Annotated in this window: 23 protein-coding genes; 12 read left to right on the top strand and 11 right to left on the bottom strand. The window is 65.8% G+C overall.

Features of this window, described 5'->3' with window-relative positions; all coding sequences use genetic code 11:
- The first annotated feature begins 113 nt into the window (after positions 1-113).
- The 3 genes from M3I53_RS31520 to M3I53_RS31510 all read left to right on the top strand — a co-directional run bounded on the left by M3I53_RS31520 (position 114) and on the right by M3I53_RS31510 (position 2,435).
- A complete protein-coding gene (locus tag M3I53_RS31520; RefSeq protein WP_254319732.1) occupies positions 114-1,016 on the top strand; it encodes a LysR family transcriptional regulator in 903 nt (300 codons plus the stop codon).
- 231 nt (positions 1,017-1,247) lie between these two features.
- Positions 1,248-1,742: a TIGR01841 family phasin gene (gene phaP / locus M3I53_RS31515; protein WP_302057917.1), complete on the top strand. Its 495-nt coding sequence runs from the start codon at positions 1,248-1,250 to the stop codon at positions 1,740-1,742.
- Positions 1,743-1,829: 87 nt separating this feature from the next.
- The gene (locus M3I53_RS31510) at positions 1,830-2,435 is read left to right on the top strand and encodes a hypothetical protein (protein WP_254319730.1); all 606 of its coding nucleotides are present in this window, start codon (positions 1,830-1,832) and stop codon (positions 2,433-2,435) included.
- A 19-nt stretch (positions 2,436-2,454) separates the two neighbouring features.
- Here the strand turns inward: M3I53_RS31510 and M3I53_RS31505 are convergent, their stop codons facing one another.
- Entirely contained in the window at positions 2,455-5,007 is a 2,553-nt protein-coding gene (locus M3I53_RS31505) for an adenosylcobalamin-dependent ribonucleoside-diphosphate reductase (RefSeq protein ID WP_254319729.1), read from the bottom strand.
- A gap of 244 nt (positions 5,008-5,251) precedes the next feature.
- On the opposite strand from M3I53_RS31505, the gene M3I53_RS31500 reads away from it, so the two are divergent.
- Complete coding sequence (locus tag M3I53_RS31500; protein ID WP_254319728.1) at positions 5,252-5,743, top strand: thioesterase family protein; 492 nt, start codon at positions 5,252-5,254, stop codon at positions 5,741-5,743.
- Between the two features lie 25 nt (positions 5,744-5,768).
- Here M3I53_RS31500 and M3I53_RS31495 read toward each other — a convergent pair whose 3' ends face one another.
- Entirely contained in the window at positions 5,769-6,068 is a 300-nt protein-coding gene (locus M3I53_RS31495) for a DUF3331 domain-containing protein (RefSeq protein ID WP_028205587.1), read from the bottom strand.
- A 382-nt stretch (positions 6,069-6,450) separates the two neighbouring features.
- On the opposite strand from M3I53_RS31495, the gene M3I53_RS31490 reads away from it, so the two are divergent.
- On the top strand, positions 6,451-7,518 hold the full coding sequence (locus tag M3I53_RS31490) for an AI-2E family transporter (RefSeq protein WP_254319727.1): 1,068 nt from the start codon (positions 6,451-6,453) through the stop codon (positions 7,516-7,518).
- Between the two features lie 51 nt (positions 7,519-7,569).
- Here the strand turns inward: M3I53_RS31490 and M3I53_RS31485 are convergent, their stop codons facing one another.
- Together M3I53_RS31485 and M3I53_RS31480 are read right to left on the bottom strand one after the other, a co-directional pair.
- The gene (locus tag M3I53_RS31485) at positions 7,570-8,424 is read right to left on the bottom strand and encodes an esterase family protein (RefSeq protein ID WP_254319726.1); all 855 of its coding nucleotides are present in this window, start codon (positions 8,422-8,424) and stop codon (positions 7,570-7,572) included.
- A 126-nt stretch (positions 8,425-8,550) separates the two neighbouring features.
- On the bottom strand, positions 8,551-9,648 hold the full coding sequence (locus tag M3I53_RS31480; protein WP_254319725.1) for an OpgC domain-containing protein: 1,098 nt from the start codon (positions 9,646-9,648) through the stop codon (positions 8,551-8,553).
- 715 nt (positions 9,649-10,363) lie between these two features.
- Here M3I53_RS31480 and M3I53_RS31475 point away from each other — a divergent pair.
- Positions 10,364-11,227, top strand: a complete 864-nt coding sequence (locus tag M3I53_RS31475) for a peptidoglycan DD-metalloendopeptidase family protein (RefSeq protein ID WP_254319724.1) — start codon at positions 10,364-10,366, stop codon at positions 11,225-11,227.
- A 116-nt stretch (positions 11,228-11,343) separates the two neighbouring features.
- Here M3I53_RS31475 and prpF read toward each other — a convergent pair whose 3' ends face one another.
- The 4 genes from prpF to prpB form a co-directional block, all read right to left on the bottom strand.
- On the bottom strand, positions 11,344-12,534 hold the full coding sequence (gene prpF, locus M3I53_RS31470) for a 2-methylaconitate cis-trans isomerase PrpF (protein ID WP_254319723.1): 1,191 nt from the start codon (positions 12,532-12,534) through the stop codon (positions 11,344-11,346).
- A gap of 58 nt (positions 12,535-12,592) precedes the next feature.
- A complete protein-coding gene (acnD, locus tag M3I53_RS31465) occupies positions 12,593-15,190 on the bottom strand; it encodes a Fe/S-dependent 2-methylisocitrate dehydratase AcnD (RefSeq protein ID WP_254319722.1) in 2,598 nt (865 codons plus the stop codon).
- Between the two features lie 137 nt (positions 15,191-15,327).
- Entirely contained in the window at positions 15,328-16,494 is a 1,167-nt protein-coding gene (prpC, locus tag M3I53_RS31460; protein WP_254319721.1) for a 2-methylcitrate synthase, read from the bottom strand.
- Positions 16,495-16,541: 47 nt separating this feature from the next.
- Positions 16,542-17,432 (bottom strand): methylisocitrate lyase, encoded by an 891-nt coding sequence (gene prpB / locus M3I53_RS31455; protein ID WP_254319720.1) that lies wholly within the window; start codon positions 17,430-17,432, stop codon positions 16,542-16,544.
- 236 nt (positions 17,433-17,668) lie between these two features.
- On the opposite strand from prpB, the gene prpR reads away from it, so the two are divergent.
- A complete protein-coding gene (prpR, locus tag M3I53_RS31450) occupies positions 17,669-19,705 on the top strand; it encodes a propionate catabolism operon regulatory protein PrpR (RefSeq protein WP_254319743.1) in 2,037 nt (678 codons plus the stop codon).
- A gap of 7 nt (positions 19,706-19,712) precedes the next feature.
- On the opposite strand, the gene M3I53_RS31445 is transcribed toward prpR, so the two are convergent.
- Positions 19,713-20,105, bottom strand: coding sequence for a hypothetical protein (locus M3I53_RS31445; RefSeq protein WP_254319719.1), 393 nt, complete (start codon positions 20,103-20,105; stop codon positions 19,713-19,715).
- Positions 20,106-20,353: 248 nt separating this feature from the next.
- Here M3I53_RS31445 and M3I53_RS31440 point away from each other — a divergent pair, with 248 nt between their 5' ends.
- Both M3I53_RS31440 and M3I53_RS31435 read left to right on the top strand, forming a co-directional pair.
- The gene (locus M3I53_RS31440; protein WP_254319718.1) at positions 20,354-20,968 is read left to right on the top strand and encodes a DNA-3-methyladenine glycosylase; all 615 of its coding nucleotides are present in this window, start codon (positions 20,354-20,356) and stop codon (positions 20,966-20,968) included.
- A 211-nt stretch (positions 20,969-21,179) separates the two neighbouring features.
- On the top strand, positions 21,180-21,524 hold the full coding sequence (locus tag M3I53_RS31435; protein ID WP_254319717.1) for a DUF4148 domain-containing protein: 345 nt from the start codon (positions 21,180-21,182) through the stop codon (positions 21,522-21,524).
- A 302-nt stretch (positions 21,525-21,826) separates the two neighbouring features.
- Here M3I53_RS31435 and M3I53_RS31430 read toward each other — a convergent pair whose 3' ends face one another.
- The gene (locus M3I53_RS31430) at positions 21,827-22,270 is read right to left on the bottom strand and encodes a CBS domain-containing protein (RefSeq protein WP_028205575.1); all 444 of its coding nucleotides are present in this window, start codon (positions 22,268-22,270) and stop codon (positions 21,827-21,829) included.
- A 285-nt stretch (positions 22,271-22,555) separates the two neighbouring features.
- Between M3I53_RS31430 and ribA the strand changes: the two genes are divergently transcribed.
- Positions 22,556-23,203 (top strand): GTP cyclohydrolase II, encoded by a 648-nt coding sequence (ribA, locus tag M3I53_RS31425; protein ID WP_254319716.1) that lies wholly within the window; start codon positions 22,556-22,558, stop codon positions 23,201-23,203.
- A gap of 213 nt (positions 23,204-23,416) precedes the next feature.
- On the opposite strand, the gene M3I53_RS31420 is transcribed toward ribA, so the two are convergent.
- Positions 23,417-24,124, bottom strand: a complete 708-nt coding sequence (locus tag M3I53_RS31420) for a TetR/AcrR family transcriptional regulator (protein ID WP_254319715.1) — start codon at positions 24,122-24,124, stop codon at positions 23,417-23,419.
- Between the two features lie 166 nt (positions 24,125-24,290).
- Between M3I53_RS31420 and M3I53_RS31415 the strand changes: the two genes are divergently transcribed.
- On the top strand, positions 24,291-25,139 hold the full coding sequence (locus tag M3I53_RS31415; RefSeq protein WP_254319714.1) for a fumarylacetoacetate hydrolase family protein: 849 nt from the start codon (positions 24,291-24,293) through the stop codon (positions 25,137-25,139).
- 62 nt (positions 25,140-25,201) lie between these two features.
- Positions 25,202-26,146, top strand: coding sequence for a VOC family protein (locus M3I53_RS31410; RefSeq protein WP_254319713.1), 945 nt, complete (start codon positions 25,202-25,204; stop codon positions 26,144-26,146).
- Positions 26,147-26,178 lie beyond the last annotated feature (32 nt).

The following is a 26,178-nucleotide window of genomic DNA, read 5'->3' as shown; positions in this document are numbered from 1 at the left end:
TGTTTTGCTCTGCGTTTCGGCGTAGCTTAGGGGCCGCTTCGATAAGGGTCCAATACAACCGATGTCATGTACGATAAGTGCCATCTATCGATAAGACGCCTAAGGACTCCACCATGGAACTCAAGCAGCTGCGCTATTTCGTGGCGGTAGCCGAAGAGCTGCACTTCGGGCGCGCGGCGCGCCGGCTCTTCATTTCGCAGCCGGCGTTGAGCTTCGACATCCGCAAGTTCGAGGAGCAGCTAGGCGTGCAACTGCTCGAACGCAGCAACAAGGCCGTCGCGCTGACCAACGCGGGCAACGTGCTGCTCGAAGAGGCGCGGCGGCTGCTGGAGCAGGCCGACGAAGTGCGGCGCATCGCGGCGCGCTCCGCGCACGGACTGGCGGGGCGGCTACGCATCGGCTTCGTCAATTCGATGCTTTATCGCGGGCTGCCTGCGGCGGTGCGGCGTTTCGAGGCCGATCATCCCGCCGTGGAAGTGGTGCTGCGCGAGATGAACACGGCCGAGCAGGTGCAGGCGCTGCAGCGCCTGCAGATTGATCTCGGCTTCGCGCATTGGGGGCGTTTTCCTGCCGAGGTGCAAACGGAGGTGCTGTTTGCCGAGCCGTTTCTGTGCTGTCTGCCGGAAGGGCACAAGCTCGCGCGCCGGCGCCGCATCGAACTTGGCACGCTAGCGCGCGAGTCGTTCATCCTGTTCCCGCGCTCGGTGTCGCCGCATTATCACGACCAGATCATCGCGACCTGCGTGGAGGCCGGATTCAGCCCGCAAATTCGCCACGAAGCGCGGCTCTGGCAAACCGTCGTGACGATGGTGGAGTTCGGCATGGGCGTCGCGCTCGTACCCGCCGCGCTCGGGGCTGCGGGTGGCGGGCGCGTGGTATTCCGCCCATTGGCCAGCAATCCTTATGAATCGCAGGTGCTGAGGCTCCTGCGAAGTAGTGAAGCCAATGCGCTGGCGCGGGGGTTTGCGGGCTACCTCGGGGACGATAAGAAAGTTTTGCCCCTGACAAAACCGTAAGCCGGGCAACGACCTTACCTGGCAAATCTCATGCCGCTGGCGCTCTCCTCAGAGGACATCGACTGCGCGACTCCTGCTAGCCCAGACTAGCAGCGCGCGTCCGTAAAGACAGATTTACGAACATGTGGCCGTAGTGTACTTTTCGGTCATGCGGGGCATATGCTCATACACGCCTCATCCAAGCATTTCTCGGCCAGTCCTCATCAAAATACCAGGAGACATCAGTGCGGTCTGGCCACCACGATGGTCGAGGGCATCGGCAAGCTTGTCGAACTCAACGCGCAATTCACGCGAGCGACGCTCAAGGAAGCGTTGAAGCTGGCGCAGAGCACGGTGGAGAACCCGCAGGACTGGGTGGCCCTTCAGGGCGCGCTCGTCGGCCCGCTGGCCGAGAGGGTTCAGTCGTATAACCGCGAGGTTCTCGGCATCATGTCGGCGGGGCAGGCCGAAGCGCTCAGAGCCGCCCAGGTGGAAGGGCAGGAATGCATGCAACGGGCCCAGACGTTCTTCGAGGAAGCGACCCGAAACGCGCCGGCTGGCTCCGAGGCGGCGGTGGCGGCATTCAATTCCGCGATCACCGCGGCCAATACGCTCTATCAGACGCTCGGGAACACGGGGCAGCAGGCCGTCGAAGTCGCGCAAAGCAACTTCAACGTGGTGGTCGATGCGGCGTCGAAGAACGCCAGGCGTGCGCTTGCACAGGAACAGCAGGCGGCAAAGCGCTAGAGGGCGTGCGCGGCTCGCCGCGAATGTCGACCATAATTTTTACTAGAATGGGAATTGCCGTCCGTGGTGTAGATCGCGGGAGATGACATGGCAGGTTCCCAGCTCAAAGGTGGCGCGCTCGAGAGGGAATTCGATCTCGCTCTGGAATTGCTCGAGGCAAGATCCGCCGTACTCGAACGCGTCATACGCCGCTATTCGGCCGACTCGCCCCAAGCCAGCGAGGCGCGCAAAGCCTACGATCTCGCAAGGGTGGTCCTGCTTTCGTGTGAACTTCGGCTGCGAAGCCAGGGGATTGCACGGCAATTGATGCGCCGCCGTCTTGTCACCGTCGTGGTTTTCAGCAACTCTGATCTGTTCAGGAAATCGCTGACTGTATTGCTTCGCGCGGAAGGCTATCACGCAAGCGCCGTGAGCACGCTCCAGGAGCTGGCGCACGCCGTAGAGAATCAGCAGCCCGCCGCGGTTGTCATTTACCCGGAGCCGATGGCGTGGCGCGCCCCGTTGTTCGTCGAGGAAGTGGCCAGCGTCGCGCCGCTGGTGCCGATCCTCATGCTGGTATGCGGCAGGCCGGCATCGATCACAGGGCCGTCTCCCTGCTCAGGTATCCATAATATCGATTCTGTCCACGAGTTGGTTGCCACGCTGGATAAGGTGACTGCAAGCGGCCAGATCGCCGAAAGCTTGCAGTCATAGGGCTTCCACAAGCGCTTGCTCAGCCGCACGTCCCGATCTCCCCGCACGCCGTGCAGAAGTCGCACCCGTCTTTGCGGATCACCGCATTCGCCCCGCACGACCCGCACTTGCGGCCGAGCATCGCGTGAGCAAACGCGTGCTTGGTGTCGGCGGGCAGCGCGTTGTCGCCGTCCAGCACCTGGTCGCCGGGTTGTTCCGCAGCGGCCCGCGCGTTGCCGGTGAACTGCGCGGCCCACGCACCGTCGCGCCGCTGCGCGAGCAGCCGCGATGGCACTTGCCGACCCTCGGCGTCGAGAAAGCCGCGCCGATGCAGGATCTGCTGGATCGCGTAGGCGATGGCTGCGACCTCGGAGTCGTGCCACAGCGGGATGCGCCGGCCGTCCAGACGCTGCGTCTCGCCATAGCGCACCTGGCCGCGATCCCACGACACCTTGCGCAAATCCTGCAGATTGCGCGCAACGAAGCCGCCTCGCGCCGCGAGCGAGAGCGAACGCATGGTCGCCGTGATCCATTGCTGCTGCTCGTCGCGCTGGCCTACGGGGATGAAGAATTCGATAGGCCGCTCGATCGTCACGGCTTCGCCGCCCACCTGGCCCGTCACTTCGAGAAACGACACCGCGACGTAGAGCGACACCTTGCCCGTCTGCGTGATGTATTCGATCTTCTCGATCACGGCAGGCAACTCGCCCTTGGGCCGATGGTCGATTGCCACGCGCAGCGGGTCGAGCAGGGCGTCGCCGAGCGCGTCGTCGGCCGTTGCTGCCGCTTCGGGAGGCAGCGTTTGCAGCACCGCGCCGAGCGTCTCGTTCGGGCGGTAGGTCGCGAGTCCCTTGAGGCCGCGCCGCCATGCGTCGAGATAGAGGTTTTCGAAGTCTTCGAACGGATAGTCGGCGGGCACGTTGACGGTCTTCGAGATCGACGTGTCGACGTACGGCTGCACGGCCGCCATCATCGCCACGTGTTCCTGCGCGCTCATTTCCAGCGCGCTCACGAAGTATGCGGGCAGTGCGCCCACGTCGCCGCCCAGTTCGCGGAACACGCGCCACGCGTGATCTTCGACGTTGAACGTTTCGCGGCTGCCGTCGGCCATGCGGCGCGTGCGCTGGTAGGTCCACGAGAACGCGGGCTCGATGCCGTTCGAGACATTGTCGGCGAACGCGAGGCTCACCGTGCCCGTGGGCGCGATGGAAAGCAGATGGCTGTTGCGGATGCCGTGCGCGCGTATCTCGGCCTTGAGGTCGTCAGGCAGGCGCGAGGCGAAGGTGCCTTCTTCGAGGTAGGTCCGCGCGTCGAAGAGCGCAAACGCGCCGCGCTCGCGCGCAAGCTCGACGGAGGCGCGATAGGCGGCGTCGCGCATCGTGCGCCCCACGCGCGCGCCGAATTCGCAGCCCTCGGGCGAGTTGTAGCGAATGCCGAGCATCACGAGCGCGTCGCCGAGTCCCGTGAAGCCGACGCCGATACGCCGCTTGGCCGCCGCCTCCGCCTGCTGCTCGGGCAGGGGCCAGAGCGTGGCGTCGAGCACGTCGTCGAGAAAGCGGACCTGGGTGCCCGTGCGAGCGGCGAGTTGATTCCAGTCGAAATCTGCCTTGCCGCCGCGCATTTGGGCGAACGGGTCGATCACGAAACGGGTTAGGTCGAGCGGTCCGAGATTGCAGCAACCGTACGCGGGCAGCGGCTGCTCGCCGCACGGGTTGGTCGCGCGGATGGATTCGAGCGCGCGCAGGTTGTTGTCCTCGTTCATGCGCGAGATGAACACTACGCCCGGCTCGGCCACGTCGTAAGTCGAGCGCATGATCGCATCCCACAGCGCGCGGGCGCGCGTTTCGGCGTAGACCCACAGGCCGTCGTCGCGGCGCTGCAGGTCGCCCGAGGCGCGCAGCGCGGGCGATGGCTCGGCGCGATGCACGAGCTGCCAGGGCGCGTCGTTTTCCACGGCGCGCATGAATTCGTCGGTCACCGCGACTGAGACGTTGAAGTTGTTCCAGCGCCCCTTCGAATGCTTGGCCTCGATGAATTCGGGCAGGTCCGGGTGATCGCAGTCGAGCACGGCCATCTGCGCGCCGCGGCGTGCGCCCGCGCTTTCCACGGTGCGGCAAGAGGCGTCGAACACGTCGATGTAGCTGCACGGGCCCGATGCGCTCGATCCCGTCGACTTCACGTGCGCGCCGCGCGGCCGGATCGCCGAAAAGTTGTAGCCCACGCCGCCGCCGCGCCGCATGGTTTCGGCGGCCTGCAGCAGCGCGACGTAGATGCCGGGGCGGCCCTCGGCGTCCACGCCCTGGATGCTGTCGCCGACCGGCTGCACGAAGCAGTTGATCAGCGTGGCTTCGATGCCGGCGCCCGCCGCGCTCATGATCCGCCCCGCGCCCAGCGCGCCGTTGCGCAGATTGTCGACGAAACGCGCCTCGACCTCGGCGCGCAGCGCGGGCGGCTCGACCTGCGCGACGCCGCGCGCGACGCGGCGGTAGATGTCGTCGGCGCTCTGCTCGTCGCCTTTGGCGTACTTCTCGAGCATCACGTCGAGCGAGAACTGCTGCGGGGGAAACGGAAGCGGGGGCGTGTTTTCTGCCATGGCCGGGCCTCGCGAAGCGCCGCGCGGGAGGCGGCGGTTGAAGGGCGTTGGAACGGGGGTTACAGGGTGGCGGCTGTGCCGCGACCGTTCAACCTTACCCCAGCGGCGGGCGGCTTGCACGGCGGCGCAGCCGCGCATGCGGCGGCGCCGGAGCCTGCCGGTGTCGCGGCGGACGAGGCGGGTCTGCGGTTACACTGCTCCCGCCTGCACGCGGGCACCGAATGGGGAGACGGGAGAGGACTGGATGACGAACGAAACGGCGCCCGTGATCTACCGGGACACGGTGCGCTCAGAGTGGGTCGACTACAACGGCCACCTGCGCGACGCGTTCTACATGCTCATTTACAGCTACGCGACCGACGCGCTGCTCGACGCCATCGGGCTCGACGCGGCCGCGCGCGAGGCGCGCGGGCGGTCGCTGTACACGCTGGAGGCGCACCTGAACTATCTCCACGAGATCAAGGAGGGCGCGCACGTGCGCGTCGAGGTCCGGGTGATCGAGCACGACGCGAAACGTGTGCGGCTGTATCTGGAGATGTTCGCGGGCGATCTTGACGATGCGCGTGCCGCGCCCGTATCGGCGAGCGAGCAGTTGCTCTTGCACGTGGACCGCTCGGGCCCGCGCGCCGCGGCCTTCGACGCCGATGTGTTCGCGCGCGTGGCGGCGTTGTGCGCCGCATCGGCGGGCTTCGCGCCGCGCCATGCCGCGCGGGCCATTTCGCTCGCGCCTCGTTAAGGCCGCCCGGGCGACGTCGCTGCGCTTACTTCGCCAGTTCCGCGCCGATGAGGTCGCCGAACACTTCGGCGGCGATCATGACGGAGGCGTTGAGCGGCGCGGGACGCTCGGCCGGCTTGAACACGGCGTCGCCGCGGCGGATCTTGCGGCGCGACACGGCGCAGGTGCCCGAAGAATGCGCCGAGCGGCGGCGCCAGCGCTGTTCGCCATAATGGCAGCGACCGGGTTCGACCCAGCGGATCACCAGCGCCGTATCCGTCTGCTCGAGTATTTCGATACGCTCACCGTTGGCTCCGTCAAGCGAGAGGCACGCTTTTTTCTTCATTGTCGGCTCCGTAAGTGTGGTGCCGCGAATGTAGTCCTGCGCGCTGACAAGTGCCATTCTGTCGCCGTTGAAACACAATTCCACTATCAGCAACAATCGCCCTGCGACACGTTGCGATTCACGAAGGAATGGGGGTTTGCGGGGGATTTGGGGTCGTTATCTCGAATTTGTGCAACGCACTGTTGTACGAGGCGCGACATCGAGCGGCCCGAAACCCGGCGTCTGGAGCGCTTCCAGCCTAGGGACGGAACGGTTTGGCCGGATCGGGCTCTGAGGAAAGACGGGCGGGCTGAATTAATTTGCTGCACCACGCTGGCTGGTGGCACCGCACCTGCGCAGCGATGAAACCGGGTGCTTGTTTTTTGAATTTTCTAGAGGTTACATGATTCATCGTCCGCCTGCTCCGAACTCCGCAAACGAGCAAAAAATCCAGCGCGCCGCCTCCGCGGTGCTGTACGCCACGCTCGTGTTGCTGGCGCTGTGGATCGTGCGCGAGTTCCTGCCCGCCGTGGCGTGGGCGAGCGTTTTTGCCATCGTCCTGTGGCCCGCCTATCAGGCAATCGAGCGCCGCGCCCCGTTCAAGGGCCGCAAGACGCTGATCGCCACGCTGCTCACTGCCGCGATCGGCGTGCTCGTGCTGCTGCCGATAGCCATCACGGCCATTCAGGCGGGCGGCGAGGCCCACGAACTCTATCTCTGGCTGCGCGACGCCCAGGAGAACGGCGTGCCGGTGCCAGACTTCGTTGCGCATCTGCCGGTCGGCAGCCGCCAGGTGAGCGACTGGTGGCAGGCCAATCTCGCCCAGCCGCTCAAAGCTTCGCCGGCAATGAAGAACCTGCACGGCGACACCATCACTTCGTTCGGCCGCCACTTCGGGGCGCGCGCCGCCCACGCCACGATGACTTTCGCCTTCATGCTCATCACGCTGTTCGTGATCTTCCGGGCGGGCCCGCGTCTTTCGGCAACGGTGATGCGCGGCGCGCGCCGCGCCTTCGGCGCCGACGGCGCGCAACTCCTGCAGCGCATGGCCGCCGCGGTGCGCGCCACGGTCACGGGGCTCGTGGTCGTGGGGCTGGGCGAGGGCGTGCTGCTGGCCGCCGCCTATATCGCGACCGGCGTGCCGCATGCAGCGCTGCTCGGCGCCGTCACCGCCATCGCGGCGATGCTGCCGTTTTGCGCACCGATCGTGTTCGGCGGCGCGGCGCTATGGCTCGTCATCCAGGGTTCGCTGATCGCGGCGGCGGCGCTCGCGATATGGGGATTCGTGGTGGTGTTCGTCGCCGAGCATTTCGTGCGGCCCGTCCTGATCGGCAGTTCCACGCGTCTACCGTTTCTGCTTGTGCTGTTCGGCATTCTGGGCGGGGCGACGACCTTCGGGCTGATCGGCATCTTCATCGGCCCAGCGCTCATGACCGTGCTGATGGTGCTCTGGGTGAACTGGGCGGAATGACGCCCAGTTACGCTCAGTTCGCGGCGCGGCGCGGCGCATCGCGCGCGTCGCTCAACGGAAGCAGGCGAGCGTGTACTTGAGCGCGGCGGGCAGCAGCTCGCGCCACACGGGCCACACGTGGCCGCCGTCCACGATGCGCAGCGCCGCCGTATTGCCCGCCTCGCGCAACCGCGTGTAGAGCAGCGACGACTCGGCCTGGATCACGAGGTCGTCGTCGCCGGCGGCGATAAAGAACGGCACGCGCCGGGGCTGCGCGAAATACGGCTTCCAGAGCGCCGGATAGTTGAGCGTGCGCCAGATCTGCGCATCGAACTGATGGTCGCCGAACACACCCACGTGACGCGCCGCCGAGCTGGGCGGCGGGTCGCCCGCATAGACCGCAGGGGATAGCAGCAGCGCGCCGCAGAACATGTCGGGGTGCTCCAGCGTGTAGCGCAGCGCGCCGAACCCGCCCATCGAGACACCGCCGATCGCGCGGCCGTCGCGCGCGTCGTCCACTGCGAAGCGCGACTCGATTTCGGGCAGCAGATCCTGGAAGAACGCCGTCTCCATCCTCTCCTTGCGGTCGACGTACCAGTCGGTGCCGCCCTGCGGCATCACGATCACCACGGGCGGGATCTCGTGACGGGCGATCAGCGTGTCGGCCGTGGTCTGGAGCTGGCCTTGCGTGACCCAGTCCATGGGCTCGCCGTTGTTGCCATGCAGGAGATAGAGCACCGGGTAGCGGCCCTGATCAGCGCGATAGCCGTTCGGCAGGTACACCACGTAGGGCCAGTCGCGGCTGAGGGCGTCCGCGTGGAACGAGCGGACCACGATTGTGCTCGCCGCGGCCGGCGCCGCTGGCGTGACGAGTGCCGCGCAGGAGAGAGCGAGGGAGAGCAGCGCGGTGCGAAGAAGTCTGCGCATGGCAGGGACATCGAGGGCGGTGGCGCGCCGGCGGCGCGGGGTCATCATGCTAGCAGCCGCCCGTGCGCGCCGGAAGCCGTGATCGGCTAGCCGGCGCGCCGGGCATGGCCTGCGAGCCGCGTCGTTTCACACCGAAGCTTTGGCGCGCGAAGGCAGCAGCCGCTTGAGCGGGTCGGACGCTCGCGCAACGAGCAGCAGCGCGGTGATCGCGACGGCGTCGGCGCACAGGCCGAGCGGCACGTTCAGATAGCCGTCGGTGTACCAGTAGAGCACCGAGTCGACCGTGAGCGAAATCACGGCCCCCGCCACGAACGAGAGCATCCCCTTGCGGCCGACGAGGCCCACCCAGGGCAGCGCATGCGCCACGCGTTTCGCCCAGCCGAGGCGTATGACATGCGCCGTGAGCCACGCGATGCCAAGAAAGTTGAGCATGCGAAACCATGCGAGGTTGCGCTTGAAGTCGCCGTCGAGCGCGACGTTGCCGAGCTGCAGGCGATAGATCGCGGCGGCCGCCACGACAGCGAGCGCGGCGAGGGTCACGAGCGTGCCGAAACGGTGCGCGTTCACCCGCTGGAACACGGGTTGCGCCTGCGCGATCACGCCGAGCACGAACATCAGTTGCCAGCCGAACGGGTTGAAGTCCCATTGCACGTCTTCGACATGCGGCAACCACGGCGCCAGGTGCGGCGCGACGCCCCAGAGCGCGAGGCTAACGGCCAGCAGCAGCCACGGCCGCGTGCGCGCGAGCGGCAACGTGAGGGGGGCGGCGAGGGCGAAGCAGGCGTACATCGGCAGTACGCCGGCCAGATACGGCTGGCGGCGCATCAGCACGATGTCGCGCAACGCGGCGGCAGGCGCGAGCGTGAGATCGTCGAGATCGGTGGTGGCGAGGTTGGGCGCATCCACGTTGCACGCAACGAGAATCGCCGTGACGAGCAGCATCAGGAGCGCCGTCACGACGAACGCGCGGTAGATCTCGAACGCGCGCTTGATGAAGCGCTGCCGCGCCGCGGCCTCGGTGCGGCGTGCGCACAGCGTGGCCCATGCGGTGGCCGTGGCGAAACCGCCGAGGAAGACGAAGACCTCCGCCGCGTCGCACAACGCGTAGGCGTGCAGCGTGACGCGCGAGACGATGCTGCCGCCAATGTGATCGACGACGATGATGAGCAGGACGAGCCCGCGGAAGAAATCGAGTTCGACTAGACGGTTGGATGACTTTGGCATGTTGGAGCAGCAGGCCTGGCCGGTATGGGGCGCATGAAGCAGCCGGTGATGCAAAACGGGCCGGGCGGGCAGATGCTGGAAGTACCTGGCTGGAAAAAATCGGGAAATCAGGAATTCGGGCGACGTTCCCGGCGCGTCTGGCGCCAGGGACCGCGAAGGGGTCACCAGGCCCGGCGCACGACAAACGCAGGAAAAGACCTGAAGAACACGCGAGGGTTCCCGCCAGATTGCGGGTTTACGTTGATGCCGCGATGTTAGCGTAATTTCAAATGGCTTTCAGTGGACGTGACCAGTGCGCCGTTCAAGTTTCCGGGGGGTGTGCCGATAAGGCAAGGGAAGGGGCACGATCATGCTGTCGCGGCAAATGCCGCTCGGGGCGGGTTTGGACGGTGACTGCTGGCCCTTTGTCGATGCCTTTATCGGGCAAGAATTCGTTTAATTAACATTTGTTTCAAAGTGTTCTCCCTGGGCTGATTTCGTGTAGCGGCGCTTTACAATGCCGCATCGAATATGAGATGGCACGCTCGTTCGTTAATGGGGCGATGGCGTGCGTTGAATGTGTATGGTTCGAGATGCAGTCGTTTTAGATGCAGACAGAAGCAGCCCGGCGCAGGCGAGCCGGAACGCCATGAGGGCGGGAGCGCGGCATCCGCAGCAGACCGTCCCGGCCTCCGCTCGCAGCAACGCACGGCCGCAAGCACCGCAGGAGAAAGCAATGTTCGAAGACGATCGTATTGGCCGGCGTGGTCTCAAGGGGTTCTGGGCCGCGTTGGGGCTGGCGGCCCTGCTGGGCGGCTGCGCCAACATGAACCAGCCGCAACCGCAACAACAACCGCAGCCCGACACCGCGGGGGCTCCGGCCCCGGCCTCCGACGCAGCGAGTGCTGACGCCAGCGGCACACAACAGGCGGCGAGTGCGCCCGTCACGCGCGTCGTCACGAAAACGACGTACGTGCGTGTGCGCCGCGGCGACACGCTGCAGCGCATCGCGCAAAAGCACAGTGTTTCGGTCAAGGATCTGGCCGCCTGGAATCACCTGAAGCCCAACGGTCACCTGCGCGCAGGCCAGTCGATCAAGCTGGTTTCGAAGCAGACGATCACTGTCCAGGTGGCCGCGCCGCAAGCAGGCGGAGCGACGGCGAATGCCAACCCGAACGCAGCTGGAAACCGCCAGGTTGCCGCCGAAGTGGCACGGCATGCGAACAGCGTCGCACTCGTGTGGCCGGCGCATGGCCGCGTGGTCGAACCGTTCGCGCCGGGCACGACGCGCGGAATCGAGATCGCCGGCAAGGCCGGCGACCCCGTGATCGCCGCCGCCGACGGAAAAGTCATGTACGCGGGTACGGGGCTGAACGAATACGGCAGCCTGATCATCGTCCAGCACAACAAGGACTTCCTCACGGCATACTCGCACAACCGCCGTCTGCTCGTGAAGACCGGCGACACGGTGCATCAGGGCCAGCAGATCGCCGAGATGGGCAACGAGAGTAATGACCGCGTGGCGGTGCTGTTCGAGGTGCGCCGCGATGGCAAGCCGGTGGATCCGATGCCGTATTTGCCTTCTTCACCGCAGAGCTGAGCGCGGCGCGCTTGTACTAGTTCGATCCGCGACGAGAACGAAAAACCGCCCTGACGCATCGCAGCGTCAGGGCGGTTTTTTCATCAGCGCGAACCGCGCACTCCCGAAACCGCTCCTTAAAACGCGTCGCCCGGCACGCGCACCCAGCCTTCCATCATCACGCGGGCGCTACGGCTCATGATGGCCTTCGTGACCGTCCATTCGCCGTTTTCCTGGCGCGCCTCGGCACCCACGCGCAGCGTGCCCGACGGATGCCCGAAGCGCACCGCGCTGCGTTCGCCGCCGCCCGCCGCGAGATTCACGAGCGTGCCGGGAATGGCCGCCGCGGTGCCGATCGCCACGGCCGCCGTGCCCATCATGGCGTGATGGAGCTTGCCCATCGACATGGCGCGCACCAGCAGGTCCACATCGCCGGCTTCCACGCGCTTGCCGCTCGACGCCGTATAGCCCGTGGGCTTCGCGACGAAGGCGATTTTCGGCGTGTGCTGGCGCGTGGCGATCTCGTCGAGTTGCTTGATGAGCCCCATGCGCAGCGCGCCGTGCGCGCGGATCGTCTCGAATTTTTCGAGCGCCTGCGCGTCGCTGTTGATCGCGTCCTGCAATTCCGTGCCCGTGTAGCCGATGGCCTCGGCGTTCACGAAGATCGTCGGGATGCCCGCATTGATCATCGTGGCCTTGAGCGTGCCCACACCAGGCACTTCGAGGTCGTCCACGAGATTGCCGGTGGGGAACATCGAACCGCCTGCGCCTTCTTCCTCGGCGGCCGGATCGAGGAATTCGAGCTGCACTTCGGCGGCGGGGAAGGTCACGCCGTCCAGTTCGAAGTCGCCCGTCTCCTGCACGTGGCCGTTCGTCATCGGCACGTGCGCGATGATGGTCTTGCCGATGTTGGCCTGCCAGATGCGTACGGTCGCCACGCCGTTGTCGGGCACGCGGCTCGGGTCGACGAGGCCGCCGCTGATCGCGAACGGGCCCACGGCGGCGGAGAGATTGCCGCAGTTGCCGCTCCAGTCCACAAAAGCCTTGTCGATGGCGACCTGGCCGAACAGGTAGTCGACGTCGTGCTCGGGCTTGCTGCTTTTGGCCAGAATCACGGTCTTGCTCGTGCTCGACGTCGCGCCGCCCATGCCGTCGATCTGCTTGCCGTACGGGTCGGGGCTGCCGATCACGCGCATGAGCAGCTTGTCGCGCGCGACGCCCGGCTGCTGCGCCGAGGCGGGCAGATCCGGGAGGCGGAAGAACACGCCTTTGCTGGTGCCGCCGCGGATGTAGGTGGCGGGGATCTTGATCTGAGGTAGGTGTGCCATGTGTTGTCCTGAAACGAAGGGCGGCGCGCGTGTGACCGCTGCGCCGCCCGTTTCCCGTTTATGCCGCTGCCTGCGACGATTCGAGGAAGTCCTGCGCGAAACGCTGCAGCACGCCGCCGGCTTCGTAGATCGACACTTCTTCGGCCGTATCGAGCCGGCAGGTGACCGGCACTTCCACGCGCTCGCCGTTGCGGCGCTCGATCACGAGCGTGAGGTCGGCGCGCGGCGTGCGCTTGCCGATCACATCGTAGGTTTCCGTGCCGTCGATGCCGAGCGTCGTGCGGCTCGTGCCCGCCTTGAACTCCAGCGGCAGCACGCCCATGCCGATCAGGTTCGTGCGGTGAATGCGCTCGAAGCCTTCCGCCACGATCACTTCCACGCCCGCGAGACGCACGCCCTTGGCCGCCCAGTCGCGTGAGCTGCCCTGGCCGTAATCCGCACCCGCGACGATGATGAGCGGCTGCTTGCGTTCCATGTACGTTTCGATGGCTTCCCACATGCGCGTGACCTTGCCTTCCGGCTCGACGCGCGCGAGTGACCCTTTCTTCACGGCGCCGTCCACTACGGCCATCTCGTTGACGAGCGTGGGGTTCGCGAAGGTTGCGCGCTGCGCCGTGAGGTGGTCGCCGCGGTGCGTCGCGTACGAGTTGAAGTCCTCTTCGGGCAGGCCCATTTTCGCGAGGTATTCGCCCGCTGCGCTGTCCAGCAGGATTGCGTTGGAGGGCGAGAGGTGGTCGGTCGTGATGTTGTCGCCGAGCACCGCGAGCGGGCGCAGGCCCTTGAGCGTGCGCTCGCCAGCGAGCGCGCCTTCCCAGTACGGCGGACGACGGATGTAGGTGCTTTGCGCGCGCCAGTCGTAGAGCGGGTCGGTCGTTTCGCCGCTTGCCGCGGTGGCCGCGAACATCGGTTCGTACACCTTGCGGAACTGCTCGGGCTTCACGCTCTTCGCGACGATGGCGTCGATCTCTTCGTCGCTCGGCCAGAGGTCCTTGAGGTACACGGCCTTGCCGTCCTTGTCCGTGCCGAGCGAATCGCGTTCGATGTCGAAGCGGATCGTGCCCGCAATCGCGTACGCGACGACGAGCGGCGGCGAGGCGAGGAACGCCTGCTTCGCATACGGGTGAATGCGGCCGTCGAAGTTGCGGTTGCCCGAGAGCACAGCGGTCGCGTACAGGTCGCGGTCGATGATCTCCTGCTGGATCTTCGGGTCGAGCGCGCCCGACATGCCGTTACACGTGGTGCATGCAAACGCGACGATGCCGAAGCCGAGCTTTTCCAGATCGGGCAGCAGGTTGGCTTCTTCGAGGTAAAGCTCGACGGCCTTCGATCCCGGCGCGAGCGAACTCTTTACCCACGGCTTGCGCGTAAGGCCGCGCGCGTTCGCGTTGCGCGCGAGCAGCGCGGCGGCGATCACGTTGCGCGGGTTGCTCGTGTTGGTGCAGCTCGTGATGGCGGCGATGATGACTGCGCCGTCGGGCATCTGGCCCGGCGTTTCTTCCCACTTGCCCGCAATGCCGCGCTCGGCGAGAGCGGATGTGGGCAGACGCTTGTGCGGATTCGACGGGCCGGCCATGTTGCGCACCACGCTCGAAAGATCGAACGTCAGCGTGCGCTCGTACTGCGCGTTGGCGAGCGTGTCGGCCCACAGGCCTGCGGTCTTCGCGTAGGTTTCGACGAGCTTGACCTGCTCTTCTTCGCGGCCCGTGAGGCGCAGATACTCGAGCGTCTGATCGTCGATGAAGAACATCGCGGCCGTCGCGCCATATTCGGGCGCCATATTGGAGATCGTGGCGCGGTCGCCGAGCGTGAGGCTCGACGCGCCTGCTCCACGGAATTCCAGATACGCGCCCACGACCTTCTCCTTGCGCAGGAACTCGGTAAGGGCGAGCACGATGTCGGTGGCAGTGATGCCGGGCTGGCGCTTGCCGGTCAGCTCGACGCCGACGATATCGGGCAGGCGCATCCACGAGGCGCGGCCGAGCATGACGTTCTCGGCTTCGAGGCCGCCCACGCCGATGGCGATCACACCGAGCGCATCGACGTGCGGCGTGTGGCTGTCGGTGCCGACACAGGTGTCGGGGAACGCCACGCCTTCACGCGCCTGGATCACGGGCGACATCTTCTCCAGATTGATCTGGTGCATGATGCCGTTGCCCGGAGGGATCACGTCGACGTTCTTGAACGCCTTCTTCGTCCAGTTGATGAAGTCGAAACGGTCTTCGTTACGTCGGTCTTCGATCGCACGGTTCTTGTTGAACGCGTCCGGGTCGAAGCCGCCGCATTCCACGGCGAGCGAGTGATCGACGATCAGCTGCACCGGTACGACCGGATTCACCTTGGCGGGGTCGCCGCCCTGGTCGGCGATCGCGTCGCGCAGGCCGGCGAGGTCGACGAGCGCCGTTTGCCCGAGGATGTCGTGGCAGACCACGCGCGCCGGGAACCACGGAAAGTCGAGGTCGCGCTTGCGTTCGATGAGCTGCGTAAGCGAGGCGGTGAGCGTGGCCGGGTCGCAGCGGCGCACGAGGTTTTCGGCGAGCACGCGCGAGGTGTACGGCAGCGTGTCGTAGGCGCCGGGCTGGATGGCCTCGACGGCTTCGCGCGCGTCGAAGTAATCGAGCCGGGTGCCCGGGAGGGACTTGCGGTAGGCGGTATTCACGGCTTGGGGACCAAAGATGTAGTGGGTTGGCGGCAGCTGCGCGCGTCGTGAGCGAATGTCCTCACTCTATACGCGCGCGCCGCCGTCTCCCAGTCGTCCGAACGTCATAGTCCACCCGGACGACTGGTGAGCCTCATTCAGCGCTTGCTGATCGGCGTGAACTTCAGATTCTCCGGACCCGTGTAATTCGCGCTCGGGCGGATGATCTTGTTGTCGATGCGCTGCTCGATGATGTGCGCGCTCCAGCCGGCCGTGCGCGCGATCACGAAGATCGGCGTGAACATGGCGGTCGGCACGCCCATCATGTGATACGACACGGCGCTGAACCAGTCGAGGTTCGGGAACATCTTCTTGACTTCCCACATCGTCGATTCGAGGCGCTCGGCGATGTCGAACAGCTTCATGTTCGACTGCTCCTTCGAGAGCTTCTTCGCGATTTCCTTGATGACCTTGTTGCGCGGGTCCGAGATCGTGTACACCGGGTGGCCGAAGCCGATCACGACTTCCTTCTTCTCCACGCGCGCGCGGATATCGGCTTCTGCGTCGTCGGGGCTTTCGTAGCGCGACTGGATCTCGAAAGCGACTTCGTTCGCGCCGCCGTGCTTCGGACCGCGCAGCGCGCCGATCGCGCCCGTGATGGCCGAGTAGATGTCCGAGCCCGTACCCGCGATCACGCGGCCCGTGAACGTCGAGGCGTTGAACTCGTGCTCGGCGTACAGGTTGAGCGACACGTGCATCGCGTCGACCCACGACTTCGACGGCGCGCGGCCGTGCAGCAGGTGCAGGAAGTGGCCGCCGATCGAGTCGTCGTCCGTTTCGACTTCGATGCGCTTGCCGTTGTGCGAAAAGTGATACCAGTACAGCAGCATCGAGCCGAGCGAAGCCATCAGGCGGTCGGCGATATCGCGCGCGCCCGGCAGGTTGTGGTCGTCTTTCTCGGGCAGCACCGTGCCCAGAATCGAGACGCCCGTGCGCATCACGTCCATCGGATGCGCGGAGGCGGGCACGGCTTCGAGGGCCGTCTTCACGTTGGCGGGCAGGCCGCGCAGCGCCTTGAGCTTCGCCTTGTAGCCGGCCAGTTCGGCCGTGTTCGGCAGCTTGCCGTGCACGAGCAGGTACGCGACTTCTTCGAATTCGCACGCGGTGGCGAGGTCGAGAATGTCATAGCCGCGGTAGTGCAGGTCGTTGCCGGTGCGGCCCACAGTGCACAGCGCCGTGTTGCCCGCCGCCACGCCAGACAGCGCAACGGACTTCTTCGGCTTGAAACCGCCAGCGGCTTGCGTGGTGTTTTCTGCTTCGCTCATGGTGTCTTCCTCTCTCCAGGTATCTGTGAACTATATGGTGGGCGGATTTACTTCTTCGCGGCAAAGAGCGCGTCGAGCTTGTCTTCGTAGGCGTGATAGCCGAGGTAGCGGTAGAGGTCCTCGCGCGACTGCATCGTCGAGACGGCGGCCTTCTGCGTGCCGTCGCGCTTGACGGTCTCGTAGAAGTTCAGCGCGGCGGCGTTCATCGCACGATATGCGCCGCAGCAGTAGAGCGCGATATCCACGTTCGCGCTCTTCAGTTCTTCGGTCGTGAAGAACGGCGTCGAGCCGAATTCCGTGAGGTTGGCGAGAATCGGCACCTTCACGGCGGCGCGGAAACGGCGGTAGTCGTCAAGCGTCTTCATCGCTTCGGGGAAGATCATGTCCGCGCCCGCTTCCACGTACGCCACCGCGCGCTCGATCGCGGCGTCGATGCCTTCCACGGCGGCCGCGTCGGTGCGGGCCATGATGACGAAGCCGTCGTCGGTGCGCGCGTCCACGGCGGCTTTCACGCGGTCCACCATTTCGCCGGTTGCCACGACTTCCTTGTTCGGGCGATGGCCGCAGCGCTTCTGACCCACCTGGTCTTCCAGATGCACGGCGGCCACGCCCGCCTTGATAAACGACTTGATCGTGCGCGCGATGTTGAAAGCGCCGCCCCAGCCGGTGTCGATGTCGACCATCAGCGGAATATCGACGGCGTCGGTGATGCGGCGGGCGTCGATCAGCACGTCGTCCATGCTGCTGATGCCGAGGTCCGGCACGCCGAGGGAGTTGGCGGCCACGCCGCCGCCCGAGAGATAGACGGCCTTGAAGCCGGTCGCCTGCGCGAGCTTGGCCGCATACGCGGTAATGGCGCCGACGACCTGCAGCGGTTGTTCGGCGGCCACCGCTGCGCGGAATTTCGCGCCGGCGCTTACGGGGGATTTGTTGTTCATGCGGGATGTCTCCAATTGAATCGCCGCCTGATACTGCAGGTAGCGTGCCAGCTCCGCGCAAGGAGGCTAACGCGTTGATTTTGCGGCGGAATCCTGATTGCCGGCAACGCGCCCCGATTTCCATGATGAAATCGCAATTTCAAAAATGAAATCGGCGCGCGATAATGCGAAATCTGGCTGACGGCCGGTTTTCGGCTACCTCGGCCCTCGACGCCACGACCGTACCGTTGGACATCATGAACCGCTTTCCCGCTCCCGCTTCCTCCGCCATTCGCCCGCGTGTCTGGGCCATGGGCATCAGCCGCCTGCGCGACCTGTTTCGCGACATCGCCCGCGAATACGACGAACTCGCGGACCTGCGCGTAGTGCCGCGCGGCTTCGAGGAAGCGGTGGCCGAAATCGCCGCGGCGGGGCCGAACCAGCGGCCCGATGTGGTGGTGGCGGCGGGCTCGAACGGCACCTACCTGAAGGCGCGTATCGACCTGCCCGTGGTGCTCGTGCAGCCCACCGGCTTCGACGTGATGCAGGCGCTCGCCCGCGCGCGGCGCGAGGCCGATCTCGTCGCGCTCGTCACCTACGGCGAGACACCCGTGGAGGTGCAGCGCTTTGCCAGCGCGTACGGCATCGACGTGGTGTTCGGCCAGTACCGCACGGTCCAGGACGCCGAGGCCTGCGTGCTCGATCTGCGCGACCGCGGCGTGGGCGCGGTCGTGGGGCCGGGCCTCGTCAACGATCTCGCGGCGCGGCTGGGGCTCGTGCCGTTTTTCGTCTACTCGCGACCCTCGGTGCGCGCGGCTTTCGACAACGCGCTCGATCTCGTGCAAGCCACCTGGCGCGAAACGCAGCGTCGCCAGCGCCTCGACAGCGTGCTGCAACATCTGCGCGATGGCGTGGTCGCGCTCGACGCGCGCGGCCGCGTGGAGGCGATCAACCAGCGCCTCGCCGCCGTGCTCGGCATCGAGCCGGCTGCGGCCGCGGGCCAGTCGCTAGCCGCGCTCGCGCCCGACATCGCCTTCGCGCTGCCCGAAGCCGACGGCGAATCGCTCGAGACGGTGCGCGGCGTGAGTTACGTCGTGCATCGCGGGCCGCTCGTCGACAACGGCGTGACGACGGGCGCCGTGCTCACGTTCCAGGAGTCGCGCGCGGTGGAGCGGCTCGACCGCACGCTGCGTTCGCGTCAGCGCACGCAGCAGTTCGTCGCGCGCTACCGGCTGGACGACCTGAGCGGCGCAACGCCTGGCATCGAGCGCGTGCGCCAGCTCGCGCGGCGCTATGCGAAGTCGGACGCCACGGTGCTGATCCGAGGCGAAAGCGGCACCGGCAAGGAGATGATCGCGCAGGGCATTCATCGCGAGAGCCCGCGGCGCGACTTTCCGTTCGTCGCGATGAATTGCGGCGCGTTTCCCGAGGCGTTGCTCGAGAGCGAGCTGTTCGGCTACGAGGAGGGCGCGTTTACGGGCGCGCGGCGCGGCGGCAAGGTGGGGCTCATCGAGGCGGCGCATCGCGGCACGCTCTTTCTCGATGAAATCGGCGAAATGCCGTTGCCGTTGCAGAGCCGCCTGCTGCGCGTGCTGCAGGAGCGCGAAGTAGTGCGCCTCGGCGCCACGGAGCCCACGCGCGTGGACGTGCGCGTGGTTGCCGCCACGCACCGCGCGCTCACCGAGCAGATCGAAGCGGGCGAGTTTCGCGCGGATCTCTTCTATCGGCTGAACATTCTCAATCTCGCCATTCCGCCGTTGCGGGAGCGCGGCGCCGATATCGCACTGCTGGCGGCAGAACTGCTGTTTCAGGCCTCGCGCCGCGAGCCGCGCGTGGCCGTGCGCATCCGCACGCCCGAAGACGCGGCGCGCACGCTCGCGCTGGTGAGCGGCGCGCTCGCGCGGCACGCGTGGCCCGGCAACGTGCGCGAACTGCAGAACGTGGTCGAGCGGATGGTAGTGGAGCTGGCCGATTCGGAAGAAGACGTGCTGACGCCCGACGTGCTGCGCTCCATCGCGCCGGAGGTGGTCGAGTCGCGGCGCGCTGTAAGTGGCGCCGCGGCGGCGGCAGGCGAGGGCGCGCTCACATTGCGCGAGCGCAGCCTCAACACCGAAGCCGATGAAATTCGCGCCGCGCTCGACGCCTGCAACGGCGATCGCGACCGCGCGTGCGAGATGCTCGGCATCAGCAAGACGACGCTCTGGCGGCGCCTTTCCGCGGCGAAGGGCAAGCGCGGCAGCGCGGCAGCCGAGGCAACGGCGGCCACGGCGCGTCGCAAGGCGCCGCGCGCCTGAAACGCGCTCAGTTCTTCAGGGCGTTAAGGAGCGGCACTACCGTCCCGTGCAAGTGCAGGATCTCGGGGCTCGCCTGCAGCAGCGCCTGATAGCGCTCGTAGAACTCCGCCGATTCCTCGCCGGAAAAGAGCGCGGCCACGCCTTGCGCCGCGCCGACGCGATCGTCTGGGCTCGCGTCCTTGGCGTCGAGCGTTTCGTCGACGTTGGCGATCACCGTCGAGAGCGGCATCAGCCAGCGAAAGCCCGAACCGTTGATGAGCACCTGCAGGAAGGCCGCCGGCGTGACCGGTCCGAACTCGCGTTCGTACTCCTTGCGCTCGTGGTCGAGAATCGCCTTGTGCAGCGTGAGCAGGGGCTTGCGCACCGTCGTGAGGAATTGAATCGCGCTTTGTTCGTTCATCGTGCGGCTCCTTCGGTGGCGCTCGTCGGGTCGTGACGCATTGTCGAGCGACGCGCGCCGGATCATGAGGTAGCGCGAACCGTTCGCGCATATGCGGACGATGGTAGCGCAATGCCCGGCCGAACGCGGCCAAGCGGTGGATGAGCGGTGGATGAGCGGTAGAGGAGCCGTGGATGAGCGTGGCAGCGCTACACTCTGCCGGTCCGCGAAACCGCGATGCCCGCGCCGATCACCCCGAGAACGCTTCGATGACGATCCTGCCACTGCACCGCGCCGACCTGCCGCTCGACACTGCCGAGCTGGCGCGCTTCATGGTCGGCAAATATCTCGTGCGCGACCTGGCGCGCGGGCGCATGGTGGGGCGGCTCGTCGAAGTGGAGGCGTATCCCGTGGGCGACTCCACGAGCTACGCCTACATCGGACGCCGGCCCTATAACGCCGCGATGTTCCTCGAGCGCGGTCATGCCCACGTGCGGCTGACCTACGGCAGCGCCTGGATGTTCAACATGTCGAGCGAAGCCGTGGACGTGGGCGCAGGCATCTTGTTTCGTGCGCTGGAGCCGCTCGAAGGCATCGGCGCGATGGAGGCGCTGCGCCCCGGCGTCCCGCTGCGCGATCTCGCGCGCGGGCCGGGGCGGCTCTCGCAGGCATTCGGCATTGCGGCGGCCTTCGACGGCGTCGACCTCTGCCGCGGGCACGGACTCTGGATCGGCCGCGTGGACGAACCCGAGCGGCCCGTGGGCGTGACGACGCGCATTGGGCTCTCGCGCGAGATGGACCGGCCGCTGCGTTTCTACGAACTGGACAGCCGGTTCGTGAGCGGCCCGCGCAAGCTGCTGGACGGCAGCGTGGCCCCGCTGTGACCGGGTCGGGCGCTGCAGCGCAATCCGCGCGAAGCGCCGCGCGGCAAGGCGCTCGCGGGACATCGCATGCGCGCGGCATTGTTGCCGCGAACGAAAGTGTATTTTCCCAAAATTAGGGTTTCCCCCAGGCTTCTGTCTCAATAAACTCACTGGTTCGGCGATGCAAGAGATCACCGCCGCCGCCACAAAACAAGTGATGGAGGTATTGAACATGAAGTCCCGTACCCTGATTCAAGCTGCATTCGTCGGCGCCCTCGTGGCTGCTCCGGCCCTTTCGTTTGCCCAGGTGCAAGGCAACGGTCCGGTCACGCGCGCCGAAGTGAAGTCCGAATTGGTCCAGCTCGAGAAGGCCGGCTACAACCCGGCTACCGCCAACGACGCGACGTACCCGAGCGACATCCAGGCCGCCGAGGCCCGCGTGACCCAGCAGCAAGGCCTGGCGCAGCAAGCGCCGGCAGCCGAAACGAGCGGCTATGGCCCGTCGACCTCGGGTTCGGCGCAGTCGGGCCAGCCTGCAACGGTGCGGCCGTCGCAGTCGGTGTACTTCGGCAACTAAGCGGGCGACCGGGCGACATCGATCGGCCAAGGCTGGCCGTTCCAGCGCAAACCCGTGCCAGGGCGTTGCGAGCAGGCACGGACGCACGCGTAAGTTGACCCGGCAGCGCCCCCACCCAGCAAAGCTCCAAACCCGTACCGGCGAAGGCGGACAGCGTTCCGCCTTTGTCACACGCCGCCCGCGCAAACCATCGCGCGTTTTTTCATGCGTGGAACCTCCGCCGCCGAAAGGTGGCTTCGCCCAACCCCCTCGGGATTGGGCGTTTTTTCACGTCTGGCGTCGGGAAGTGCGGGAGGGTTACGTCAGGCGCCAGGGCCGCCGGTGATGTAGTGCTCTAGCTGCTCGATCGTGAACTTCTGCTCGGCGATGATTTCCTTCACGAGGTCGCCGATCGACACCATCCCCACGAGCTTGCCGCCGTCCATCACGGGCAGGTGGCGCATGCGCCGCTCGGTCATGAGCGCCATGCAGTCGTAGGTGGTCTGCTCCGGCTCGACGAAGCGCACGTGCGTGCTCATGATGTCGCGCACGGCGGTCGTTTTCGAAGATCGGTCCATCAGCACGATCTTGCGCGCGTAGTCACGCTCCGTGACGATGCCGGCGATCGTTGGACCGTCGGTCACGAGCAGCGCGCCTATCTGCTTATCGGCCATCAGGCGGATTGCGTTGTAGACGGAGTCAGAGGCTTCGATCGTGTAGACCACCTGTTCCGGCTTCGATTTGAGTACCTGTGCAACGCTTGTCATAGGGCGACCCCTCTTCGTCCTTCTGGTTGTCCAGTCATTGCGCGGCGCGGCAAGCTGGGCGTATTGCCCGTCAAGCCATGGGAAAGCCATACCAGTATAGGCGGCTCGTGTGCCCCGCGTTGTCGGGGTAAGCGCGGGGTCGCACCATTTATGCCGGGGGCATGCGGCGCGCGCCGAGCCGCCCCTTACGGGGCTGGGCGGCGGGGCGCAGCAAATGGCGGTAAACTCCGGTTCCGAACCTCAACCCGGCCCTTGGCCGGTTTTGCCAGTTTTTGCTCGAGAATCATGCCTACCCTTCCTGAGTCGTCCTGTGCGGACAGCGACAACGCCAATGAATGCGTCGTGCTTGACGCGACCGCCACGCTGCCGAGCCGCTACGGCACGTTCGAGTCCTACGTCTACCGGGTCAAGGACGGCGGCGCCGAGCATCTCGCGCTCGTCATGGGCGACGTGGGCAACGGCGAGCCCACGCTGACGCGGCTACACTCCGAGTGCCTGACCGGCGACGTTTTCGGTTCGTACCGCTGCGACTGCGGCGAGCAGCTCGACCTCGCGCTGCGCTACATCGCGGCCGAAGGCCGTGGCGTGCTGCTCTATCTTCGTGGCCACGAAGGCCGGGGCATCGGCCTGTCGAACAAGATCCGCGCGTACCGGCTGCAGCAGCAGGGCCGCGACACCGTCGAGGCGAACCTCGATCTCGGTCTGCCCGACGACGCCCGCGAATACGATTCGGCGGCGGCGATCCTGCGGCTGCTGAAAGTGTCGTCGGTGCGCCTCATGAGCAACAATCCGAAGAAGTTCGACACGCTCAGGCAGCACGGCCTTCCGGTGATCGAACGGGTGGCGCTCGCGATCCCGATGCGCGAGGAAAACGAGCGTTATATCCGCACCAAGCAGGTCAAGTTCGGGCATTACTTCGAAGAAAACGAATAAAAGAAGATGCGGCGTTTTCCGGGGAAGTCGTAAGCGATCCAATAGGCGCCGCAAGTTTTTGAATTAAAAACAAAATACTGGGTTTCGTCGCGTCTCGGCTGGTGCTTCGACGTTCGTTTGCATGCGCCTATACCTGCCGGTCGGCGTAGGTTTTTACGGCGTTGCGCTGAAAACCTACGCCGAGTATCACTCGCCCAAGTGCCAGGTCGACTGTCAGTTTGCTGGCTTCGCTTTTTGCGCGGTCGCGTCCACGCGACGCACGCGCTCGAAGATGGCGCCGCGCGGCTCCGGGCAATCGCCAAGCGGCGCCCACGCCATCCTGCGTGCTTCCTCTACACCGACACCGAAGGCCTGCAGCAGCGCAAACATCGACTGCTCGGTATAGTCCTCCGGCGCTTCGCCCGAGAGCAGCGTTTCGATGCCGTACATGATCGAGCCAAGTGCGATATCGCGTGCGACCGTTACATGGCCGACGTGCAGCCGGCCCGCGTCGATCGCCATCTGCAGATCTCGTGTGAGGTACTCATCGAGCAGGCGGCCGCGCGAGCCGCGCCGTGTGCCGACGCGCGTAATGAATGCGCCCCACTGCGGATAACGCGCTGCCATCAGCATGTAAAGCCGCGAGCCCGTCACCACGCGCTGCGCGGGATCGCTCACTTCCAGCACCAGCGGGTCGATCACGCTCAGCACCTCGTCGCTGGTCTCTCCGGCGACGGCCGCGAGCAATTCGCTAGTCGTCCTGAAGTAGTTGTAGAACGTGCCCCGCGCCACGCCGGCGGCGGCGATGAAGTCATCGATCATTGGGGCGTCGGGGCCTTTTTCGGCGAAAACGGCGAGTGCGCTCTCGATCAGCTTGTTGCGCGTCTTTTCCCGGCGTAAGGCGCCTACGCGGCTCTGGTAGTTCTCAGTCGGAGCCTTCATTTTTTCTCCAGTTCATTCGACGCTTCGTGACCCGCCCCTATCCGGGTTTTCCTTATCCGGATTCTGGTTGACGATTCTATCAAATCAACTAGAATTGCGAATTGACAAATATGTCAATTCATCGCCGGGTGCTCAGCAACACCACGGTGAGCAACAGGAGATGGGAATGCGATTGGTCAGTTTTGAACGAAACGGCAAGGCGGCGCTGGGCGTGCGCGAGGGCGACGTGGTGCGCGTGCTGGGAGAGGAAACGCTGGAATCGGTGCTCGCCCGCGGCGTGGATCTCGTCGATTACGTAGGCAGTGGGACAAACCAGGAGCGTATCGCGGCGAGCGGACTGAAACTGCTGCCGCCGCTCCGGCGTCCGCCGAAGATCATTTGCGTCGGACTGAATTTCGCCGATCACACTTCAGAGAGCCAGTACAAGCAACCCGACTACCCAACGCTGTTTTTCCGCGTTGCGACCAGCTTGATCGCGCACGAGCAGCCAATGATCCGCCCGAGCGTGACCGATTCCGAAGGCCTCGACTTTGAGGGTGAAATTGCCGTGGTGCTGGGCAAGGGCGGTCGTCATATCTGCAAGGAAGACGCCCTGTCGCACGTAGCCGGTTATTCCGTCTTCAACGACGGTTCTGTGCGTGAATACCAGTTCAAGACGCCGCAATGGACGGTGGGCAAGAACTTCGACGGCACCGGCGCGTTCGGGCCCGATCTCGTCACCGCCGACGAACTGCCGCCCGGCGTGAAGGGCCTTCGCCTCGAAACGCGTCTGAACGGCGAGGTGGTGCAGTCGGCGAGCACGGACGACATGGTTTTCGACGTTGCCAGCCTCATTAGCATCATCAGCGAAGCGATCACGCTGGAAGCCGGAGACGTGATCGTGTCGGGCACGCCCGCCGGCATCGGTTGGGCGCGCAACCCGAAGCTGTTGATGAAGGCAGGCGACGTGTGCGAGGTGAGCGTCGAGAAGATCGGCACGCTCAGGAACGTGGTTGCCGACGAAGCCGCCCGTTAAGCAGCGCACTCTTCATGAGCCGGCCGCAGAGCCGGCGCATTGCTACATCCAAGGAGACGGTCATGTCCGACCCGGTAGTCGTTTCTGCGCGCGCGAGCGTGCACTCGATCGATCACTTCGCGCTCAATGTTCCCTCGATAGACGATGCCGCGAGGTTTTATCGGGCGTTCGGTCTCGACGTCTCGACGGCTGGCCCGCAGGCAAGCCAGCTGGAGCTGCGGGCTGCCGACGGCCATCGCTGGGCGCGCATTTTGCCTGCGTCGTCCAAGTCTCTCGCGTGGCTCAGCTTCAACTGCTTCGAAGCCGATCTGCCCGTCTTGCGCGCCCAGGTGGAGGCGGCAGGCGGAGTAGCGCTGAACGAACCGGTTCCCGATCCGCAGGGCTTCTGGTTCCTCGATCCCGACGGCAATCTCATCCAGGTGAAGGCCGGACCGAAAACCAGCCCGTCTTCCAAGCACCCGTGCGTGCTCGCCGGCAGCGCCGGGGATGAGCGCGGTTCGCACACCCGCTCCGAATCTCAACCCGTGCGCCCTCGTCGTCTCTCGCACGTGCTGCTCTTTACGCCGGACGTGCCTCGGGCGCTCGATTTTTACGGCAAGACGCTGGGCCTGCGCCTGTCCGACCGCTCGCGCGACATCATCGCCTTTACACACGCCCCGCACGGCAGCGATCACCATCTGGTCGCCTTCGCGAAAAGCAGCGCGCGCGGCTGGCACCACGCGGCATGGGACGTGGACAACGTCAACCTCGTCGGCGAGGGCGCATCGCAAATGGCGGCAGCCGGCTATACGAAGGGCTGGGGCACGGGCCGGCATGTGCTCGGTTCGAACTACTTTCACTATGTTGAAGACCCTTGGGGCTCGTTCTGCGAATACTCGGCCGACATCGATTTCGTCTCAGCCGGGCACGCCTGGCCCGCTGGCGACTTTGCGCCGGAGGACTCGCTGTACCTCTGGGGCCCGGCGGTGCCCGGGAACTTCATTCACAACACCGAAGCCCCCGCATAGGGCCAAAGGCGTGAAGCCGCAAGGCTGAACGA

Origin of the sequence: Paraburkholderia sp. CNPSo 3272 (genome assembly GCF_024206495.1) — a bacterium.
Lineage (GTDB): Bacteria > Pseudomonadota > Gammaproteobacteria > Burkholderiales > Burkholderiaceae > Paraburkholderia.
The sequence above is the reverse complement of the archived record's forward strand: the minus strand, read 5'-3'. Positions and strand labels throughout refer to the sequence as shown.

Excerpts from the sequence above, each read along its gene's own strand:
- M3I53_RS31520 (WP_254319732.1), top strand. The coding sequence starts at position 114 with ATGGAACTCAAGCAGCTGCGCTATTTCGTGGCGGTAGCCGAAGAGCTG.
- M3I53_RS31510 (WP_254319730.1), top strand. The coding sequence starts at position 1,830 with ATGGCAGGTTCCCAGCTCAAAGGTGGCGCGCTCGAGAGGGAATTCGAT.
- M3I53_RS31505 (WP_254319729.1), bottom strand. The coding sequence starts at position 5,007 with ATGGCAGAAAACACGCCCCCGCTTCCGTTTCCCCCGCAGCAGTTCTCG.
- M3I53_RS31500 (WP_254319728.1), top strand. The coding sequence starts at position 5,252 with ATGACGAACGAAACGGCGCCCGTGATCTACCGGGACACGGTGCGCTCA.
- M3I53_RS31495 (WP_028205587.1), bottom strand. The coding sequence starts at position 6,068 with ATGAAGAAAAAAGCGTGCCTCTCGCTTGACGGAGCCAACGGTGAGCGT.
- M3I53_RS31490 (WP_254319727.1), top strand. The coding sequence starts at position 6,451 with ATGATTCATCGTCCGCCTGCTCCGAACTCCGCAAACGAGCAAAAAATC.
- M3I53_RS31485 (WP_254319726.1), bottom strand. The coding sequence starts at position 8,424 with ATGCGCAGACTTCTTCGCACCGCGCTGCTCTCCCTCGCTCTCTCCTGC.
- M3I53_RS31480 (WP_254319725.1), bottom strand. The coding sequence starts at position 9,648 with ATGCCAAAGTCATCCAACCGTCTAGTCGAACTCGATTTCTTCCGCGGG.
- M3I53_RS31475 (WP_254319724.1), top strand. The coding sequence starts at position 10,364 with ATGTTCGAAGACGATCGTATTGGCCGGCGTGGTCTCAAGGGGTTCTGG.
- prpF (WP_254319723.1), bottom strand. The coding sequence starts at position 12,534 with ATGGCACACCTACCTCAGATCAAGATCCCCGCCACCTACATCCGCGGC.
- prpC (WP_254319721.1), bottom strand. The coding sequence starts at position 16,494 with ATGAGCGAAGCAGAAAACACCACGCAAGCCGCTGGCGGTTTCAAGCCG.
- prpB (WP_254319720.1), bottom strand. The coding sequence starts at position 17,432 with ATGAACAACAAATCCCCCGTAAGCGCCGGCGCGAAATTCCGCGCAGCG.
- prpR (WP_254319743.1), top strand. The coding sequence starts at position 17,669 with ATGAACCGCTTTCCCGCTCCCGCTTCCTCCGCCATTCGCCCGCGTGTC.
- M3I53_RS31445 (WP_254319719.1), bottom strand. The coding sequence starts at position 20,105 with ATGAACGAACAAAGCGCGATTCAATTCCTCACGACGGTGCGCAAGCCC.
- M3I53_RS31440 (WP_254319718.1), top strand. The coding sequence starts at position 20,354 with ATGACGATCCTGCCACTGCACCGCGCCGACCTGCCGCTCGACACTGCC.
- M3I53_RS31435 (WP_254319717.1), top strand. The coding sequence starts at position 21,180 with ATGAAGTCCCGTACCCTGATTCAAGCTGCATTCGTCGGCGCCCTCGTG.
- M3I53_RS31430 (WP_028205575.1), bottom strand. The coding sequence starts at position 22,270 with ATGACAAGCGTTGCACAGGTACTCAAATCGAAGCCGGAACAGGTGGTC.
- ribA (WP_254319716.1), top strand. The coding sequence starts at position 22,556 with ATGCCTACCCTTCCTGAGTCGTCCTGTGCGGACAGCGACAACGCCAAT.
- M3I53_RS31420 (WP_254319715.1), bottom strand. The coding sequence starts at position 24,124 with ATGAAGGCTCCGACTGAGAACTACCAGAGCCGCGTAGGCGCCTTACGC.
- M3I53_RS31415 (WP_254319714.1), top strand. The coding sequence starts at position 24,291 with ATGCGATTGGTCAGTTTTGAACGAAACGGCAAGGCGGCGCTGGGCGTG.
- M3I53_RS31410 (WP_254319713.1), top strand. The coding sequence starts at position 25,202 with ATGTCCGACCCGGTAGTCGTTTCTGCGCGCGCGAGCGTGCACTCGATC.